The following is an 18,497-nucleotide window of genomic DNA, read 5'->3' on the forward strand; positions in this document are numbered from 1 at the left end:
CGTAGGCTTTGAAGTCACCAAAGTACTTGGTGATCGCTGCGGTCAGCGTCGTCTTGCCGTGGTCAACGTGACCGATCGTGCCGATGTTGACGTGCGGTTTCGTCCGTTCAAACTTTGCCTTTGCCATAATGGCCTCCTTTGACTTTGGCGGTGCGTGAGAGCACGCACCCTACGGGGTGGTAGGGTGCGGGGCAGGCCCCGCACCGCTGCTTATGCGTATTTCGCCTGGATCTCGTCGCTGATGTTCTGCGGCACCGGATCGTAGTGATCGAACTGCATGGTGAACTGGGCGCGGCCCGAGCTCATCGAACGCAGGGTGTTGATGTAGCCGAACATGTTGGCGAGCGGGACCATGGCCGCGATGGCGATGGCGTTGCCGCGGGTGTCCTGCCCCTGAACCATCCCGCGACGGGAGGTCAGGTCACCAATGATGCCGCCGGTGTATTCTTCCGGGGTCACCACTTCGACCTTCATGATCGGTTCCAGCAGCTTGGCGCCGGCCTTCTTGAGACCTTCGCGCATGCACATGCGGGAGGCGATTTCGAAGGCGAGGACCGAGGAGTCGACGTCGTGGAACTTACCGTCCAGCAGCGCGACCTTGAAGTCGATCACCGGGAAGCCTGCCAGCGGACCGGAGTCCATGACCGACTTGATGCCCTTTTCGACACCGGGGATGTATTCCTTCGGAACGGCACCACCGACGATCTTGGACTCGAAGGAGTAACCTTCGCCCGCGACGGTCGGAGCGATCTCCAGTTTGACTTCTGCGAACTGACCCGAACCACCCGACTGTTTCTTGTGGGTGTACTGGTGCTCGATCTTGTGACCGATGGTCTCGCGGTAGGCCACCTGCGGCGCGCCGATGTTGGCCTCGACCTTGAATTCGCGCTTCAGACGGTCGACGAGGATGTCGAGGTGAAGTTCGCCCATGCCCTTCATGATGGTCTGACCGGACTCGAGGTCGGTTTCGACGCGGAAGGACGGGTCTTCGGCCGCCAGACGCTGCAGACCCTGAGACATCTTCTCCTGGTCGTTCTTGGTCTTCGGTTCGATGGCGATCTCGATCACCGGATCCGGGAAGGTCATCGTTTCGAGCACGACCGGCGAGTTCTGCGCGCAGAGGGTGTCACCGGTGGTGGTCTCTTTCAGACCGGCCAGCGCGATGATGTCGCCTGCGAAGGCTTCTTCGATCTCTTCACGGTTGTTGGAGTGCATCATCATCATACGACCGATGCGCTCTTTCTTGCCCTTGGTCGAGTTCAGGATCGAGTCGCCCTTCTTGATCGCACCGGAGTAGATGCGGGTGAAGGTGAGCGAGCCGACGAACGGGTCGTTCATGATCTTGAATGCGAGGGCCGAGAACGGCTGTGCGTCGTCTGCGGTACGCTCGATGTTCCGGGTTTCGGTCTCGTCGTCCGGCGAGAAGCCCATGTACGCGGGAACGTCCAGCGGGCTCGGCAGGAAGTCGATCACGGCGTTCAGCAGCGGCTGGACACCCTTGTTCTTGAACGCGGAGCCAGCGGACACCGGCACGAAGGACAGCGACAGGCAGCCCTTGCGGATCAGCTTGCGCAGGGTCGGTTCGTCCGGCTCTTCGCCTTCCAGGTAGGCTTCCATCGCGGCGTCGTCCATTTCGACGGCGTTCTCGATGAGGGTCGCGCGCCACTCGTCGGCGACGTCCTTCAGGTCGTCACGGATCGGCTGACGCACCCAGGAGGCGCCCAGGTCTTCACCCTTCCAGACCCACTCTTCCATCTTGATGAGGTCGATGATGCCTTCCAGCTTGTCCTCTGCGCCGATCGGCAGGGCGATCGGAACGGGGGTCGCACCGGTGCGGTCCTTGATCATCTGCACGCAGTTGAAGAAGTCGGCGCCGATCTTGTCCATCTTGTTGACGAACACGATACGCGGAACCTTGTAGCGGTCAGCCTGACGCCACACGGTTTCGGTCTGCGGTTCGACACCGGCGTTGCCGTCGAGCAGGCAGATCGCGCCGTCGAGAACGGCGAGCGAACGCTCGACCTCGATGGTGAAGTCCACGTGTCCGGGAGTGTCGATGATGTTGAAGCGGTACTTGGTGTCCGAGGTGCCTTCAGCGGTCGGGTCTTCCTGACGCTGCCAGAAGGTGGTCGTGGCCGCGGAAGTAATGGTGATACCCCGCTCCTGTTCCTGCTCCATCCAGTCCATGGTTGCGGCGCCGTCGTGGACTTCGCCGATTTTGTGGGACTTGCCGGTATAGTACAGGATGCGCTCGGTCGTGGTGGTCTTACCGGCGTCGATGTGCGCCATAATCCCGAAGTTGCGGTATCTCTGGAGGGGGTATTCGCGTGCCATGATAGCTTGCCTTCCTGGAATCGGTTACCAGCGGTAGTGGCTGAATGCCTTGTTGGCATCGGCCATCTTGTGGGTGTCTTCGCGCTTCTTCACGGCAGCGCCACGGGACTGGACGGCATCCAGCAGTTCACCTGCCAGGCGTTCTTCCATGGTGTTTTCGTTACGGGCGCGCGAGGCGTTGATCAGCCAGCGGATGGCCAGGGCCTGACGACGCTCGGGGCGCACTTCGACCGGAACCTGGTAGGTTGCACCACCGACGCGGCGCGAGCGGACTTCGACGGAAGGCTGGATGTTGTCCAGAGCTTCGTGGAACACTTCCACGGGGGCGCGCTTGATCTTGCTCTCGACCCGGTCGAGGGCGTTGTAGACGATCGTTTCGGCGACCGACTTCTTACCGTCAACCATCAGGTTGTTCATGAACTTGGTCAGCACGATATCGCCATACTTGGCGTCGGGCAGAACTTCGCGTTTTTCAGCAGCGTGACGACGAGACATCTGAGTATCCTCTTATTTCGGGCGCTTCGCGCCATATTTCGAACGGCGCTGCTTACGATCCTTGACGCCCTGGGTATCCAGCACACCGCGAAGAATGTGGTAACGCACACCCGGAAGGTCTTTCACCCGGCCGCCGCGGATGAGCACAACGGAGTGCTCTTGCAGGTTGTGGCTTTCACCCGGGATGTAGGAAATGACTTCGAAGCCATTGGTCAGACGGACCTTGGCCACTTTCCGCATAGCGGAGTTCGGTTTCTTCGGCGTCGTGGTGTACACGCGGGTGCAGACGCCGCGTTTCTGCGGGCACTGCTCCAGGTGCTGGGACTTCGAGCGTTTTACTTTGGGCTGCCGCGGCTTGCGGATCAGCTGTTGGATCGTTGGCATTCCGGTTATATCCCCGTTTCGCAACACATGTGTCAGTGCACGCATGTGCGTGCGGTTCAAATCTCAGCGACGCCCCGACCTGCGGGACGTCTCCTGCAGACAGACCGGTGCGACGCAAAACACCGCCTCCGTCCCTCGGGGACGACGCGGTGGCTATCCAGAGGATCGGGCCGCTAGGGACCGGATCGTGTCCACTTCAGTACTGAAATCGGCGCATGGGGCGACCCCCGATGCCGAGATAGCGGGCCGTATAGGGGGAGTCGCGAGCGCTGTCAACAGCACAAGGCAGCTTTACGCCAAGGTTCGCAGGCGCAGGTGCTTGCCATGCCGCCCGGCGCTTGTCACTGTGCCCCGGGGTGGTGTTCCGCCGGGGGCGTAAGACAACAGGATCGAATATGCAAGTGATCGGACTGTGCCGTTTTTCCTACCCGGGCGAGGGCGGTTTCCACAAGAGTCATGACTGCCTCAACGACCAGATCGCCTACCTCTACGCGCCCGAACGGCTGGAGGAGCGATTCCGGACCTTCGAGTGCTTCACCCTGCCCTCCCTGCGCGCGCAGACCGACCCGGAGTTCACCTTTCTGATCGTCATCGGCGAAAGCCTTCCGCGCGCGCACAGTGACCGGCTCGAGGCGCTGGTGGCCGACCTGCCGCAAGCCGTCATCCAGGCCCACGCCCCCGGCCCGCACCGCGACGTCATGCGCAAGGCGATCAACTCGGTCCGGCAGACCACCGGCACGCCGTCACTTCAGTTCCGGCTCGATGACGACGACGCCGTGGCGGTGACCTATGTCGAGAAGCTGCGGCACGCCGCCGCCCATGTGGCCGGGCTGTTGCAGGACCACCGCCATTTCGCCATCGACTTCACCCGTGGTCATGCCGCGCGGCCCGGGCCCAAGGGCCTCGCCACCGCGCCGATCGAAGACCCCTACTGGACCGCCGGGCTCGCCATGATGTTCCGCCCCGACGTTCCCCTCACGATCATGAACTTTCACCGCCGGCGGCTGCTGCACAAGATGCCCGCGCTGATCTTTCCCGAGGAGGAAATGATGTTGCGCGGGGTGAACGGGTTCAACGACTCGGACAATGCCGACGACGCGCCAAAGCTACGGCTGAAGAAGCTGGGCACGGGGGGCGAAGACAAGTTCCGCCGGCTCTACAATATCGACGCGGATCACGTCCGCCGGGTCTTCTCCGGCTGACCCGGCATCGGCTGGCCGCGCACCTTGGTGCGATAAAGCGCGAAGATCCCCGAGGCAACGACGATGGCCGCGCCGGTCAGGGTCACCGCGTCGGGCCACTCACCAAAGACCAGCCAGCCCAGCACCAGCGCCCAGAGCAGCCCAGTGTAGCGGAACGGCGCGCTGAACGAGACATCGCCCTGCCGCATCGCCAGAACGCTGAACAGGTAGCCCACGAAGATGAAGCTCGAGGCCAGCAGGATCTTGGCCATCAGCCCCGCGCTCACCGGCACCCACTCGGTGCCCACCGACCATGCCGCGCCCAGCATGCAGACCATGAGCGCCGAGACAAAGGCCACCAGCAGCGAGGGCACCCGGGGAGACATCTTGCGCGTCGTCAGCTCGCGCAGCGTGAGGCAGATGATGGCGCAGAGCGAATAGAGCGCATAGACAGAGAACCCGTCAGGCCCCGGCCGGACGATCAGCAGCATGCCGCAGAACCCGAGCGCGATCGCGGCCATCCGCTGCCACCCGATGGATTCGCCAAAGAACAGCCAGGCACCCAGCGTTACGGTCAGCGGCAGGACCTGCATGGCCGCCGTCACGTCCGCCAGCGGCAGATAGGCGAGCGCGGTCAGGAAGAAGTAGGTCGACGCCGCCTCGAAGCCCCCCCGAAGCAGCACCAGCGTCCAGTCCTCCCGCGTCAGCGAATTGCCCAGCTGCCGCAGGTGCCGCGCCAGCAGGAACAGCAGCACGCTGGTCACCACGCCGCGCATGACGACGATCTGGTAGAGCGGCGCCTGGTCCAACGTCAGTTTCACGACCGCATCGTTGGACGTGTAGGCGGCCATGGACGCCATCATCAGCAAAGCCGCGCGGGTATTCGGTGTCATGTGTCAGAGAGCCTTGAGGTCCGCGATATCCACGTCGAAGTGCCTGCGCAGCTCCTGCGCAATGGCCTTTGGCTCCATCTTGCGGGACAGGCCAAAAACGTGGGGGTCGGACTTGTTGTCGCCGTGGATCGTCCGGATGAACGCAGGCGAGGAGATATCGGAATAGGTATTGTAGTGCTGCGCGAACTTCCGGTGCACGAAGCGGTAGGGGTTTGTGCCATGATCCAGCGGCGCGACCAATGACACCCCGGTCGAGAGCGGCGCGCGCTCGACGGCGTCAAACACCTCGTTCTCCTGATCGGGGTCGCCCCAGCGGACATAGAACCCGCGATTGTAGGCAATGATCGTGGGCGGCGGGGCGGGCTCCATGTGGAACAGCCCGGCCGCGAGCCTCTTCGTGCGTTTCACGAAGTCCTTGTCGACCGCGTCGTCGTCATCGAGCCGGAACATGATCCGGTGGGTGGCGTCCTCGACCGGGACGGCCTCGTAGGCCTTGCGCAGCATCGGGTAATGGTTACCGGTGCCGACCGGCCAGAGCGTGATGTTCTCGTGCGGCTCCAGCAGCGCGACAAGGCGCGTCAGATGGTGCTCCGGCATCGACTCGGCCGTCATCACCAGCGCCTGAAAGCCCTGGTCGGTCTGACGGACCAGAGAGGGAAGGCAGAGCCGCTCGAACAGGCGGAACCGCAGGTCCATGCGCGCGTCCGAAAACAGGTGCGCGGCGGTCTCTTCGAGGGTCTTGAAGCGTTCGGAGTAATAGGTCGGGGTCAGGACCGAAAAGCGCAGCACCCCGATCATCTTGAATTTCGGCGTCATCGCCTTCTGGTCCCTCTCCCTGCGGCTCTTTCCTTTCGCATGAAAGGCGGCGCAGGTCACGAGGGCAAATGGCCGGGCCCGCCACAGGCGGCCCCGGCTTGTGGCAGACGGGGATCAGCCCAGCTGGTAGCCCGCAGTGGACTTGGAGATCGCCACCTCTTCCTCGTCCATGTCCGCCGCGATGGCCTCGAACAGGGGCGTCGACATGTAGCGCTCGCCGGTGTCGGGGATCATGGCGAGGATCACGCTGCCCGGCTCGGCCTTCTCGGCCACCTTCATCGCCACGGCCAGGGTCGACCCGCCCGAGACGCCGGTGAGGATGCCTTCCATGCGGGCCAGCTTGCGCGCCCAATCCATGCCCTCTGCCCCGGCCACCGGGATCAGTTCGTCATAGTTGCCGGCGTCCAGCGCCTCCTGCAGGACCGCGGGAATGAAGTCCGGGGTCCAGCCCTGGATCGGGTGGGGTTCGAAGGCCGGGTGCGTCTCGGCCGGGCTGCCATCGGCACCGCGCTTCTGCGGTGTGCCACTGCCGACCAGCTGGGCGTTCGCGGGCTCCGTCAACACGATGCGGGTCTCGGGCCGCTCGCGCCGCAGCACCCGCGCCACCCCGGTCACCGTCCCGCCGGTGCCATAGCCCGAGACGAAGTAGTCCAGCCGCTTGCCCGCGAAATCCGCCACGATCTCGGGACCTGTGGTGGCCTCGTGGATCGCCGCGTTCGCCGGCGTCTCGAACTGGTGGGCAAGGAACCAGCCGTTCTTCTCGGCCAGCTCCACCGCTTTGTTGTACATGCCGGTACCCTTCTGCTCCTTCGGCGTCAGGATCACCTTGGCCCCCATCATCCGCATCAGGCGGCGGCGTTCGACCGAGAAGCTCTCGGCCATCGTCACCACCAGCGGATAGCCCTTGGCCGCGCAGACCATGGCAAGCCCGATGCCGGTATTGCCCGAGGTCGCCTCGACCACTGTCTGGCCCGGCTTCAGGGTGCCGTTCTTCTCGGCGGTTTCGATGATGCTCATCGCCAGCCGGTCCTTGACCGAAGCTGCCGGGTTGAAGGACTCGAGCTTGACGTAGACCTCGACCCCCTCGGGCGCGAGCCTGTTGATCCGGACGACCGGGGTCCGCCCGACCGTATCCACGATGGAATCGTAAAGCTTACCGCCGGTCGCGGCGCTGGTGGTTTTCTGGTCCATGGGTGTCCTCCGTCGGAATTGGTTGCCGGGATGCTACCATGGCTCGGGAAAAACGTCCGCCTCATTTGCCGCGTCTGCCGAGTGCACCGTGCCAGCGCGAGGGCGGCAGAGAGAACTCCGTGGTGGTCCGGCGAGGACCAAGGCAACGGCGGTCGGGGCCAAAGACCGTGCAGGGAACTTCCGCTCCTGAGTAAGCCCCAAAGGAAAGCCCCCGCGCCTTTCGGTGCGGGGGCTTTCGATCTTGGTTCAGCAGTCAGCCGATCAATCGCGGCTTTCCGGCGTATCGACGAGGTTGTCGTAGTCGTCCGCCCCGATGATGTCGCCTTCCAGCGGTGCCGCCAGGGCAGCAGCCGCTTCGGCTTCCTCGCGGCGCGCCTCGATCACGACGTTGTCGCGCTCGGTCGCGATGCGACGCACCCGCTGGGTGGCCCCACCGGTACCGGCCGGGATCAGGCGACCCACGATGACGTTCTCCTTGAGGCCCACCAGCTTGTCTTTCTTGCCCTGCACCGAAGCCTCGGTGAGAACGCGGGTGGTCTCCTGGAAGGACGCCGCCGAGATGAACGAGCGGGTCTGCAGCGAGGCCTTGGTGATCCCGAGGAGGATCGGCTCGCCCTGCGCCGGGCGCTTGCCCCGTGCAATGGCCTTCTCGTTCGCCTGGTCGAACTCCTGCTTGTCGACGTGTTCGCCCTTGAGCAGCGTGGTGTCGCCAGAATCCTGGATCTCCCACTTCTGCAGCATCTGGCGCACGATGACTTCGATGTGCTTGTCGTTGATCTTCACGCCCTGAAGACGATAGACCTCCTGCACCTCGTTGATCATGTAGTCGGCCAGAGCCTCGACGCCCATGATGGCAAGGATGTCGTGCGGCGCCGGGTTACCGTCCATGATGTAGTCGCCCTTCTGGACGAAGTCACCTTCCTGAACCGGAATGTGCTTGCCCTTGGGCACCATGTACTCGACCGGCTCCATCGTCTCGTCGACGGGTTCGATGCTGATGCGGCGCTTGTTCTTGTAGTCGCGACCGTAGCGCACGTAACCGTCGATCTCGGCGATGATGGCGTGATCCTTGGGACGGCGTGCCTCGAAGAGTTCGGCCACACGCGGCAGACCACCGGTGATGTCCTTCGTCTTCGCGCCTTCACGCGGAATACGCGCAACCACGTCACCTGCGTTGATGTCCTGACCATCCTCGATCGAGAGGATCGCGTCCACGGACATCGGGTAGGTCACCGGATTGCCAGCCTCGTTGCGCACGGGCTCGCCGTCTTCACCCACGAGGATGATTTCCGGCTTCAGCTCGTTGCCCTTCGGAGCGGCACGCCAGTCGATCACGATCTTCTGGGTCATGCCGGTGGCTTCGTCGGTCTCGTCGCGCACGGCGATACCGCTGACCAGGTCCACGAACTTGGCGTTACCAGCCTTCTCGGCAAGGATCGGCAGGGTATAGGGGTCCCATTCGATCAGCTTGTCGCCGCGCTTGACGGTCTGCCCTTCCTTGACGAACAGCTTGGTGCCGTAGCCGATCTTGTGGCTGGCGCGGGCATCGCCCTGATCGTCTTCGATGATCAGCTTCATGTTCCGGCCGATGGCGAGGATCTCGCCGTTGGCGTTCTCGATCAGCTGCGCGTTCTCGAACACGACGGTACCGGGCTGGCTGGCCTCCAGGAACGACTGCTGGCCACCCTGGGCCACGCCGCCGATGTGGAAGGTCCGCATCGTCAGCTGGGTCCCGGGTTCACCGATCGACTGCGCGGCGATGATGCCGACAGCTTCGCCCTGGTTCACCATGGTACCGCGCGCAAGGTCACGGCCATAGCACATGGCGCAGACGCCCTCTTCGGCTTCGCAGGTCAGCGGCGACCGGATCCGGGCGGACTGGACGTTCGCATCCTCGATGGCATCGGCCATCCGTTCGTCGATCAGCTGGCCCTTGGTGGCGAGAACCTCCTCGGTGCCCGGCTTGAGGATATCGTCAGCCGCGACACGGCCGAGGATACGCTCGCCGAGCGTCGCCACGACTTCGCCGTCGTTGACGGCTGCGGTCGCAGTGATCGCGTTCTCGGTGCCGCAGTCCTTCTGACGAACGATGCAGTCCTGAGCCACGTCGACGAGGCGGCGGGTCAGGTAACCCGAGTTCGCCGTCTTCAGAGCGGTATCCGACAGACCCTTACGGGCGCCGTGGGTCGAGTTGAAGTACTCGAGAACGGTCAGACCTTCCTTGAAGTTCGAGATGATCGGCGTCTCGATGATGTCGCCGTTCGGCTTGGCCATCAGGCCGCGCATCCCGCCGAGCTGTTTCATCTGCGTCACCGAACCCCGGGCACCGGAGTGGGCCATCATGTAGACCGAGTTCGGCTCCTTCTCGGCGCCGTTCTCGTCATGCTGGTTGGCCGAGATCGCGTTCATCATGGCTTCGGTCACGCGGTCGTTACACTTCGACCAGGCGTCCACCACCTTGTTGTACTTCTCGCCCTGGGTGATCAGGCCGTCCATGTACTGCTGTTCGAAGTCCTTCACCTGCTCGCGGGTCTCTTCCACGATCGGCCACTTCGTGTCCGGGATCAGCATGTCGTCCTTGCCGAAGGAGATACCTGCGGCAAAGGCTTCCTTGAAGCCCATCGACATGATCTGGTCACAGAAGATGACCGACTCTTTCTGACCGCAGTAGCGGTAGACGGTGTCGATGACCTGCTGGACTTCCTTCTTCCGCAGAAGACGGTTGACCAGTTCGAACGGAGCCTTGGCGTTCAGCGGCAGCAGCGCACCGAGACGCACGCGGCCCGGAGTGGTTTCGAACCGGCGCTGAACCTCGTTGCCCTCGTCGTCGATCTGGGTGATCCGCGCGGTGATCTTGGAGTGCAGGTGCACGGCGCCGGAATCCAGCGCGTGCTGCACTTCTTCGATCGAGCCGAAGACCATGCCTTCGCCCTTCATGCCTTCGCGCTGCAGCGTGACATAGTAGAGGCCAAGGATCATGTCCTGCGACGGAACGATGATCGGCGCGCCGTTTGCGGGCGACAGAACGTTGTTCGTCGACATCATCAGGACGCGGGCTTCGAGCTGCGCTTCGAGCGACAGCGGCACGTGAACGGCCATCTGGTCACCGTCGAAGTCGGCGTTGAAGGCCGAGCAGACGAGCGGGTGCAGCTGGATCGCCTTGCCTTCGATCAGCGTGGGTTCGAACGCCTGGATGCCGAGACGGTGCAGCGTGGGCGCACGGTTCAGCATGACCGGGTGTTCGCGGATCACCTCGTCGAGGATGTCCCAAACCTCGGGGCGCTCTTTTTCCACCAGCTTCTTCGCCTGCTTCACGGTGGAGGACAGACCTTTGGCCTCCAGGCGCGAGTAGATGAAGGGCTTGAACAGTTCGAGCGCCATCTTCTTCGGCAGACCGCACTGGTGCAGCTTGAGTTCCGGACCGGTCACGATGACCGAACGGCCCGAGAAGTCGACGCGCTTACCCAGAAGGTTCTGACGGAAGCGGCCCTGCTTACCCTTGAGCATGTCCGACAGCGATTTCAGCGGACGCTTGTTGGCGCCGGTGATCACGCGGCCGCGACGGCCGTTGTCGAACAGGGCGTCGACCGACTCCTGCAGCATCCGCTTTTCGTTGCGGACGATGATGTCGGGCGCGCGCAGTTCGATCAGGCGCTTCAGACGGTTGTTCCGGTTGATCACGCGGCGGTACAGGTCGTTCAGGTCCGACGTCGCGAAGCGGCCGCCGTCCAGCGGAACCAGCGGACGCAGTTCCGGCGGGATGACCGGGATCACGGTCATGACCATCCACTCGGGGCGGTTGCCCGACTCGAGGAAGGATTCAACGACCTTCAGGCGCTTGATGATCTTCTTGGGCTTCAGTTCGCCGGTGGCTTCGGCGAGGTCCGCGCGCAGCTGTTCGGCCTCCGACTCGAGGTCGATGGCAGCCAGCATCTCGCGGATGGCCTCGGCGCCGATGTTCGCCGTGAAGGCGTCCATGCCGTAGGCGTCCTGCGCGTCCATGTACTCTTCTTCGGTGAGCATCTGGCCGTATTGCAGATCGGTCAGGCCCGGCTCGATCACGACGTAGTTCTCGAAGTAGAGAACCCGCTCGAGATCACGCAGGGTCATGTCCAGCATGAGGCCGATCCGGCTCGGCAGCGACTTCAGGAACCAGATGTGAGCAACGGGCGCGGCCAGCTCGATGTGGCCCATACGCTCGCGGCGCACCTTCTGGAGCGTCACTTCGACGCCGCACTTCTCGCAGACGACGCCGCGATACTTCATGCGCTTGTACTTGCCGCAGAGGCACTCGTAGTCCTTGATCGGCCCGAAGATACGGGCGCAGAACAGGCCGTCGCGCTCGGGCTTGAAGGTCCGGTAGTTGATGGTCTCGGGCTTCTTGATCTCACCGTAGGACCACGAAAGGATCCGTTCCGGCGAGGCCAGCGACACCTTGATCTCGTCGAAGACTTTCGGCGGGGTCAGCGGGTTGAACGGGTTATTTGTGATTTCCTGGTTCATTTTGCGTCCTTACAAATTGGGATGGGATGAGCTGGGGCGCGTACGCCCCTACTCTTCCTCCGCATCCAGGAGTTCCATGTTCAGGCCGAGGCCGCGGACTTCCTTCACGAGAACGTTGAAGCTCTCCGGCACACCTGCCTCGAAGTTGTCCTCGCCCTTGACGATCGACTCGTAGACCTTGGTCCGGCCCGCAACGTCGTCCGACTTCACCGTCAGCATCTCCTGCAGGGTGTAGGCGGCGCCGTAAGCTTCCAGAGCCCAGACCTCCATCTCCCCGAAACGCTGACCACCGAACTGCGCCTTACCACCAAGCGGCTGCTGGGTGACGAGCGAGTAGGGCCCTGTCGAACGCGCGTGGATCTTGTCGTCCACCAGGTGGTGCAGTTTCAGCAGGTACTTCATGCCCACGGTCACGGGGCGTGCGAACTGCTGACCGGTACGACCGTCGAAAAGGATCGACTGACCCGAGGTATCGAACCCGGCGCGCTTGAGCGCGTCGTTCACGTCCGCTTCCTTGGCACCGTCGAAGACCGGTGTCGCGATCGGAACACCACGGGTGACGTTCTCGGCCGCTTCCACGAAGCGCTCCTCGTCCATCTCCGCGAGACCCTCGTCGTAGACGTCCTCGCCATAGGCGAACTTCATGGCGTCACGCACCGGGGTCAGGTCGCCCGAACGACGGTACTCCTGCAGAGCCTCGTCGATCCGGATACCCAGGCCGCGCGATGCCCAGCCCATGTGGGTTTCGAGGATCTGACCGACGTTCATACGCGACGGCACGCCCAGCGGGTTGAGGCAGAAGTCGACCGGGGTACCGTCGGCGAGGAACGGCATGTCCTCCATCGGCACCACTTTCGAGATCACACCCTTGTTCCCGTGACGACCGGCCATCTTGTCGCCCGGCTGCAGCTTGCGCTTCACAGCCACGAAGACCTTGACCATCTTCATCACGCCCGGCGGCAGGTCGTCGCCACGACGGACCTTCTCGACCTTGTCCTCGAAACGGGCGTCGAGCGCGCGCTTCTGCGCCTCGTACTGCTCGTTCAGGGCCTCGACGATCTGAGCGTCATGCTCTTCGCCCAGGGCCAGCTGCCACCACTGGCCGCGGCTCAGGGTTTCCAGCAGTTCCTCGGTGATTTCCGAACCGGACTTGACGCCCTTCGGACCCTTCACCGCGGTCTTGCCGAGGATCAGCGACTTCAGACGCGCATAGATGTTGCGGTCGAGAATGGCGAGCTCGTCGTCCCGGTCACGGGCCAGACGTTCGACTTCCTCGCGCTCGATCTGCAGCGCACGTTCGTCCTTTTCCACACCGTGACGGTTGAACACGCGGACTTCCACGACGGTCCCGAAGTCGCCCGGCTTGACCCGCAGCGAGGTATCGCGAACGTCCGATGCCTTTTCACCGAAGATGGCGCGGAGCAGTTTCTCTTCCGGCGTCATCGGGCTTTCGCCCTTCGGAGTGATCTTGCCGACGAGAATGTCGCCCGGCTCCACATCGGCACCGATGTAGACGATGCCCGCTTCGTCGAGGTTGCGCAGGGCTTCCTCGCCGACGTTCGGGATATCGCGGGTGATTTCCTCGGGCCCGAGCTTGGTGTCACGGGCAGCGACTTCGAATTCCTCGATGTGGATCGAGGTAAAGACGTCGTCACGCGCGATGCGCTCGGAGATCAGGATGGAGTCTTCGTAGTTGTAGCCGTTCCACGGCATGAACGCGACGACCACGTTCTTGCCGAGAGCCAGTTCACCCAGGTCGGTCGAGGGACCGTCCGCGATCACTTCGCCCTTCTGCACCGTGTCGCCGACCTTGATCAGCGGACGCTGGTTGATACAGGTGTTCTGGTTCGAACGCTGGAACTTGCGCATCCGGTAGATGTCCACGCCGGCATCGCCCAGTTCCAGGTCCTCGGTGGCCCGGATCACGATACGCTGCGCATCGACCTGGTCGATGACACCTGCCCGCTTGGCCATGATAGCCGCGCCGGAGTCACGCGCAACGACTTCCTCGATCCCGGTGCCGACCAGCGGCGCCTCGGCCCGCAGAAGCGGAACCGCCTGACGCTGCATGTTCGAACCCATGAGAGCGCGGTTGGCGTCGTCGTTCTCGAGGAACGGGATCAGCGATGCAGCGACCGAGACCAGCTGCTTCGGCGAAACGTCGATCAGGTCAACGCTCTCGCGCGGGGCGAGGGTGTAGTCGCCCGACTGACGGGTCGAGACCAGCTCGTTCAGGAAGTTGCCTTCGCCATCCAGCGTCGCGTTGGCCTGCGCCACGGTGTGACGCATTTCCTCGGTCGCGGACATGTAGTGGACCTCATCGGTCACCTTCGCGTCCTTCACGACACGATAGGGGGTCTCGATGAAGCCGTACTTGTTCACGCGGGCAAAGGTGGCCAGCGAGTTGATCAGGCCGATGTTCGGACCTTCCGGCGTTTCGATCGGGCACATCCGGCCATAGTGGGTCGGGTGAACGTCGCGAACCTCGAAGCCTGCGCGCTCGCGGGTCAGACCGCCCGGCCCGAGGGCCGACAGGCGCCGCTTGTGCGTCACTTCGGACAGCGGGTTGGTCTGGTCCATGAACTGCGACAGCTGCGACGAACCGAAGAATTCGCGGACAGCGGCAGCGGCCGGTTTCGCGTTGATCAGGTCCTGCGGCATGACGGTGTCGATCTCGACCGACGACATGCGTTCCTTGATCGCGCGCTCCATGCGGAGCAGACCGACGCGGTACTGGTTTTCCATGAGTTCGCCGACCGAACGCACCCGGCGGTTGCCGAGGTGGTCGATGTCGTCGATCTCGCCCTTGCCATCACGCAGTTCGACCAGCGCCTTGATGCAGGCCACGATGTCTTCGCGGCGCAGGGTGCGCATGGTGTCCGGCGCGTCGAGTGCGAGGCGCATGTTCATCTTCACGCGGCCCACGGCCGAGAGATCGTAGCGCTCGCTGTCGAAGAACAGGGTGTCGAACAGGGACGAAGCGGCTTCGACGGTGGGCGGCTCGCCCGGGCGCATCACGCGGTAGATGTCCATGAGCGCGGTGTCGCGGTTCATGTTCTTGTCCTGCGCCATGGTGTTGCGCATGTACGGACCGACGTTGATGTTGTCGATGTCGAGCACCGGGATATCGGTGATGCCCGCGTCGATCAGCTCCTTCACGGTGCCGCCGATCAGGTCGCCGTCCTTGTCGTACTCGAGCGTCAGCTCGTCACCGGCTTCGACATAGATCGCGCCGGTGTCCTCGTTGATGATGTCCTGTGCGACGAACTTGCCAACGATGTGGTTGAACGGCAGCAGCAGGTCCTTGACCGAGCCTTCGTCGATCAGCTTCTTCACCGCGCGCGGGGTGATCTTCTTGCCCGCCTCTGCGATCATCTCGCCGGTGGCGGCGTCGATCAGGTCATAGGTCGGGCGGGTGCCGCGCACGCGCTCCGGGAAGAACGGGGCGACCCAGCCCTTGCCCTTCTGGTAGCTGAACGTGATGGTCTTGTAGTAGGCGTCCATGATCGCCTCCTGGTCCAGCCCGAGGGCATAGAGCAGGGTCGTCACCGGCAGTTTGCGGCGACGGTCGATACGGGCGAACACGATGTCCTTGGCGTCGAATTCAAAGTCGAGCCACGAGCCGCGGTAGGGAATGATGCGGCAGGCGAAGAGCAGTTTGCCCGAGGAATGGGTCTTGCCCTTGTCATGGTCGAAGAACACGCCGGGGCTGCGGTGCATCTGGGAAACGATGACGCGCTCGGTGCCGTTGACGATGAAAGTACCGTTCGGGGTCATCAGGGGCATGTCGCCCATGAAGACGTCCTGTTCCTTGATGTCCTTCACGGACTTCGCGCCGGTGTCTTCGTCGATATCGAACACGATCAGGCGCAGGGTGACCTTCAGCGGTGCGCTGTAGGTCATATCGCGCTGCTGACATTCCTCGACGTCGTACTTCGGCTTCTCGAGTTCGTACTTCACGAATTCGAGCACGCTGGTTTCGTTAAAGTCCTTAATCGGGAATACCGACTGGAAAACGCCCATGATGCCCTCGCCATCGGTGGGCTGGAGCTGGTCGCCGGAATTCAGGAAAAGATCGTAGGAAGATTTCTGAACCTCGATGAGGTTCGGCATTTCCAGCACTTCGCGGATTTTGCCGTAGTATTTACGAAGACGTTTCTGGCCAAGGTAGGATTGAGCCATGTCAGGTGTCACCTTTCGCGTTTCTCACCGGGCAAGGGCGCCGTCGGGCCCCGGCACCTTGCCCATACGAGACAGGGGGTTCGGATCAATTCATGGCCGCCGTCCCAATGGCAGCCTCCCGATCCTTCGAACCTCGCCTTAGAAAACGCCCCGAACCGGGGCCCTTGCTAAGACGTGATCGGCTGGACCCGGATTTTCCGGGCCCAGCCTCATTTTTTGCCCGACACGCCGGAGCGTGCCGCAGCCATTAGGCCAGCTCGACCTCGGCGCCAGCTGCTTCCAGCTTGGCTTTGATGTCTTCGGCTTCGGCTTTGTCGACGCCTTCTTTGATCTTGCCGCCGGCTTCGACCAGGTCCTTGGCTTCTTTCAGGCCCAGACCGGTGATGCCGCGAACTTCTTTGATCACGTTGATTTTCGAAGCGCCGGCGTTCTTCAGAACGACGTCGAATTCGGTTTTTTCTTCCTCGGCAGCAGCGCCAGCGCCGTCTGCGGGACCAGCCATCATGACAGCGCCGCCAGCAGCGGGCTCGATGCCGTATTCGTCCTTGAGGATGGTTTTCAGTTCTTGTGCTTCAAGCAGGGTCAGACCAACGATCTCTTCTGCCAGTTTCTTCAGATCAGCCATGTTTAGCTCTTTCCGTTAAGATATGTGTTCCAACGACGCGTGTTAACCACGGGTCGGGCTTACAGTGCTTAGGCCGCGGCCTTGTCCTCGATGGTGGACAGGATGGACGCGATGTTCGAAGCAGGGGCGCCAATGGCACCGGCGATGTTCGCAGCAGGCGCGCCGATGCAGCCGACGATGGAAGCGATGAGCTCCTCGCGCGACGGCATTTTCGACACGGCCGTGACACCGGCACGGTCCAGAGCGTTCTCACCCATTGCACCGCCGAGGATCTGGAACTTTTCGTTCCCCTTGGCGAAGTCCTCGGCAACCTTGGCCGCAGCCACAGGATCCTCGGAGTAGGTCAGGACGGTCATGCCCGTCAGAAGGTCGGCGATGCTTGCGCAGGGCTTTCCTTCAAGGGCGATCTTGGCGAGCCTGTTCTTGGCAACACGCACAGACCCACCCGCTTCGCGTGCTTTGGCGCGCAGGTCCTGCATCTCAGCAACTGTCAGACCGACGTAGTGGGCAACCACGACGACGCCAGAGCTTTCGAAGATCTGGCCGAGTTCCTCGACCACTTTCTCTTTCTGGGCTCTATCCACAGTTTCACTCCAGTAAGGGAGGGCAGACCCCTCCGGCTCAATTCTGCCGGGACGAAAGCCCCGACAATCGGGTCCTTACGGGTCCTGCGCATAGCCCCGAACACGCGATGGGCGGTCCGAAGAAACTTGTCATTTCCCGTCTCAGGCAGGAATTATGTCCGGCAACCACCGTACACCCGCCGTCTCGGACGAATCGCCACGCCGACCGAATCCTCGGGCGACCTGACGAGCGGTGTATCTAGGATGTTTGGACGCCGATGTGAAGAGCTAAAACGAGCGAAACCGCGCACCCGCGGAAACTGGCCGGTGGCCACGGGGACGTGCAGGCTCTGGGCAACCTTGCTATCATGAGCCATCACCTGCGCTCGTGGTTGCTGGACGCCAATCGACGCGTATTTATACCCCCAACCGCCGAACCACGCCAGATCGTTTTTGAGCCGGTCCGTTTTGAGACCGGCCGCGCATGTACCGGAGACCATGAACATGGGCCGCCAGAAAGACCGCCGCAGCCCCGCCGGGGCTGCCAAGGCACCGACCTACAAGGTTCTGAACGCCCTTCTCGCCCGCGCCAATGCGCGCGGGATGCCCGATGCGGTCGAGGGACGGGTCCGCACCGCCCTCGCCGCCCGCATCGCCGCGGCCGAAGCGTCGGGTCAGCCCAGCGCAGAGCTTTGCGACGACCTCGCCTCCGGCGCCGAGGCGCTGTCGCTGGCCGAGGCCACGCGGGAACAGATCGAACGCGAGGAGCCCGAACTCCTCGGCGCCCTCGCCTGCAGCTCCGGCTGCGCCTGGTGCTGCATCTTCCTCGAAGGCGATGGCGGGCTGATTTCCGAGGCCGAAGCCGTCGCCCTCCACACCGCCCTCTCTCCCTTCGCCGGCACCGCCGACGGACGGGACTGGCACCACGAAGCCTGCGCAGCGCTCGACCCCGCAACCCGGCTCTGCCGGGCCTATGACGCCCGCCCGATGATCTGCCGCACCTTCGTCTCGACCGACGCTGCAGCCTGCCGCGAAAACGCCGAGGGCGGCGACGCCGACGGGTCCGGCGCCATCGGCAGCCACGTCGATTACCTGACCGCCCTCGCCCTGTCGCGCGAGGCACTGAAGGGGCGCCGCAAGGTCAGCACCTACAACCTCCAGCGGCTGGCCATCGCCGCTGCCGAAGGCACGGCACTGGCCGAGTCCCTGACCGCCGCCCGCCACGGCAGCGCCGAACTGCCCCGCACCTGCGAGGATTTCGCGGACTCGATCTGACGGCCCCCCAGAAACGAAAAAGGGCGGCCCCGCAGGACCGCCCTTCAGATGCGTT

Annotated in this window: 13 protein-coding genes; 2 read left to right on the top strand and 11 right to left on the bottom strand. The window is 63.2% G+C overall.

Going from position 1 to position 18,497, the window contains the following annotated elements:
• The 4 genes from DDT93_RS25565 to rpsL form a co-directional block, all read right to left on the bottom strand.
• The coding region (locus DDT93_RS25565) for a GTP-binding protein (protein ID WP_232825566.1) at positions 1–127 on the bottom strand (127 nt) is incomplete at its 3' end.
• 83 nt (positions 128–210) lie between these two features.
• Positions 211–2,334: an elongation factor G gene (gene fusA / locus DDT93_RS25570; RefSeq protein WP_109468765.1), complete on the bottom strand. Its 2,124-nt coding sequence runs from the start codon at positions 2,332–2,334 to the stop codon at positions 211–213.
• A gap of 24 nt (positions 2,335–2,358) precedes the next feature.
• On the bottom strand, positions 2,359–2,829 hold the full coding sequence (rpsG, locus tag DDT93_RS25575) for a 30S ribosomal protein S7 (protein ID WP_109468766.1): 471 nt from the start codon (positions 2,827–2,829) through the stop codon (positions 2,359–2,361).
• A 12-nt stretch (positions 2,830–2,841) separates the two neighbouring features.
• Positions 2,842–3,213, bottom strand: coding sequence for a 30S ribosomal protein S12 (gene rpsL / locus DDT93_RS25580; RefSeq protein ID WP_008883423.1), 372 nt, complete (start codon positions 3,211–3,213; stop codon positions 2,842–2,844).
• 395 nt (positions 3,214–3,608) lie between these two features.
• On the opposite strand from rpsL, the gene DDT93_RS25585 reads away from it, so the two are divergent.
• A complete protein-coding gene (locus tag DDT93_RS25585) occupies positions 3,609–4,415 on the top strand; it encodes a glycosyltransferase (RefSeq protein ID WP_109468767.1) in 807 nt (268 codons plus the stop codon).
• On the opposite strand, the gene DDT93_RS25590 is transcribed toward DDT93_RS25585, so the two are convergent.
• From DDT93_RS25590 to rplJ, 7 genes are all read right to left on the bottom strand, one after another.
• Positions 4,388–5,287, bottom strand: coding sequence for a DMT family transporter (locus tag DDT93_RS25590; RefSeq protein WP_109468768.1), 900 nt, complete (start codon positions 5,285–5,287; stop codon positions 4,388–4,390). The two genes, DDT93_RS25585 and DDT93_RS25590, sit on opposite strands and share 28 nt — an antisense overlap.
• Positions 5,288–5,290: 3 nt before the next feature.
• Positions 5,291–6,103, bottom strand: a complete 813-nt coding sequence (locus tag DDT93_RS25595) for a glycosyltransferase (protein ID WP_109468769.1) — start codon at positions 6,101–6,103, stop codon at positions 5,291–5,293.
• A 114-nt stretch (positions 6,104–6,217) separates the two neighbouring features.
• On the bottom strand, positions 6,218–7,294 hold the full coding sequence (gene cysK / locus DDT93_RS25600) for a cysteine synthase A (protein WP_109468770.1): 1,077 nt from the start codon (positions 7,292–7,294) through the stop codon (positions 6,218–6,220).
• Between the two features lie 261 nt (positions 7,295–7,555).
• Entirely contained in the window at positions 7,556–11,797 is a 4,242-nt protein-coding gene (gene rpoC, locus DDT93_RS25605) for a DNA-directed RNA polymerase subunit beta' (protein WP_109468771.1), read from the bottom strand.
• 48 nt (positions 11,798–11,845) lie between these two features.
• Positions 11,846–15,979, bottom strand: coding sequence for a DNA-directed RNA polymerase subunit beta (gene rpoB, locus DDT93_RS25610; RefSeq protein WP_109468772.1), 4,134 nt, complete (start codon positions 15,977–15,979; stop codon positions 11,846–11,848).
• Between the two features lie 247 nt (positions 15,980–16,226).
• On the bottom strand, positions 16,227–16,604 hold the full coding sequence (rplL, locus tag DDT93_RS25615) for a 50S ribosomal protein L7/L12 (protein ID WP_109468773.1): 378 nt from the start codon (positions 16,602–16,604) through the stop codon (positions 16,227–16,229).
• A 68-nt stretch (positions 16,605–16,672) separates the two neighbouring features.
• Positions 16,673–17,188: a 50S ribosomal protein L10 gene (gene rplJ / locus DDT93_RS25620; protein ID WP_109468774.1), complete on the bottom strand. Its 516-nt coding sequence runs from the start codon at positions 17,186–17,188 to the stop codon at positions 16,673–16,675.
• 483 nt (positions 17,189–17,671) lie between these two features.
• On the opposite strand from rplJ, the gene DDT93_RS25625 reads away from it, so the two are divergent.
• Complete coding sequence (locus DDT93_RS25625; protein WP_157960302.1) at positions 17,672–18,442, top strand: YkgJ family cysteine cluster protein; 771 nt, start codon at positions 17,672–17,674, stop codon at positions 18,440–18,442.
• Positions 18,443–18,497: the final 55 nt, after the last annotated feature.

Origin of the sequence: Albibacillus kandeliae, assembly GCF_003116585.1 — a bacterium.
Classification (GTDB): domain Bacteria; phylum Pseudomonadota; class Alphaproteobacteria; order Rhodobacterales; family Rhodobacteraceae; genus Albibacillus; species Albibacillus kandeliae.

Bases quoted from the DNA above. Each gene is read 5' to 3' on its own strand.
- DDT93_RS25625 (WP_157960302.1), top strand. From the start codon at position 17,672: ATGGGCCGCCAGAAAGACCGCCGCAGCCCCGCCGGGGCTGCCAAGGCA.
- cysK (WP_109468770.1), bottom strand. From the start codon at position 7,294: ATGGACCAGAAAACCACCAGCGCCGCGACCGGCGGTAAGCTTTACGAT.
- DDT93_RS25595 (WP_109468769.1), bottom strand. From the start codon at position 6,103: ATGACGCCGAAATTCAAGATGATCGGGGTGCTGCGCTTTTCGGTCCTG.
- rpsG (WP_109468766.1), bottom strand. From the start codon at position 2,829: ATGTCTCGTCGTCACGCTGCTGAAAAACGCGAAGTTCTGCCCGACGCC.
- fusA (WP_109468765.1), bottom strand. From the start codon at position 2,334: ATGGCACGCGAATACCCCCTCCAGAGATACCGCAACTTCGGGATTATG.
- rpoC (WP_109468771.1), bottom strand. From the start codon at position 11,797: ATGAACCAGGAAATCACAAATAACCCGTTCAACCCGCTGACCCCGCCG.
- DDT93_RS25585 (WP_109468767.1), top strand. From the start codon at position 3,609: ATGCAAGTGATCGGACTGTGCCGTTTTTCCTACCCGGGCGAGGGCGGT.
- rplL (WP_109468773.1), bottom strand. From the start codon at position 16,604: ATGGCTGATCTGAAGAAACTGGCAGAAGAGATCGTTGGTCTGACCCTG.
- rpoB (WP_109468772.1), bottom strand. From the start codon at position 15,979: ATGGCTCAATCCTACCTTGGCCAGAAACGTCTTCGTAAATACTACGGC.
- rpsL (WP_008883423.1), bottom strand. From the start codon at position 3,213: ATGCCAACGATCCAACAGCTGATCCGCAAGCCGCGGCAGCCCAAAGTA.
- DDT93_RS25590 (WP_109468768.1), bottom strand. From the start codon at position 5,287: ATGACACCGAATACCCGCGCGGCTTTGCTGATGATGGCGTCCATGGCC.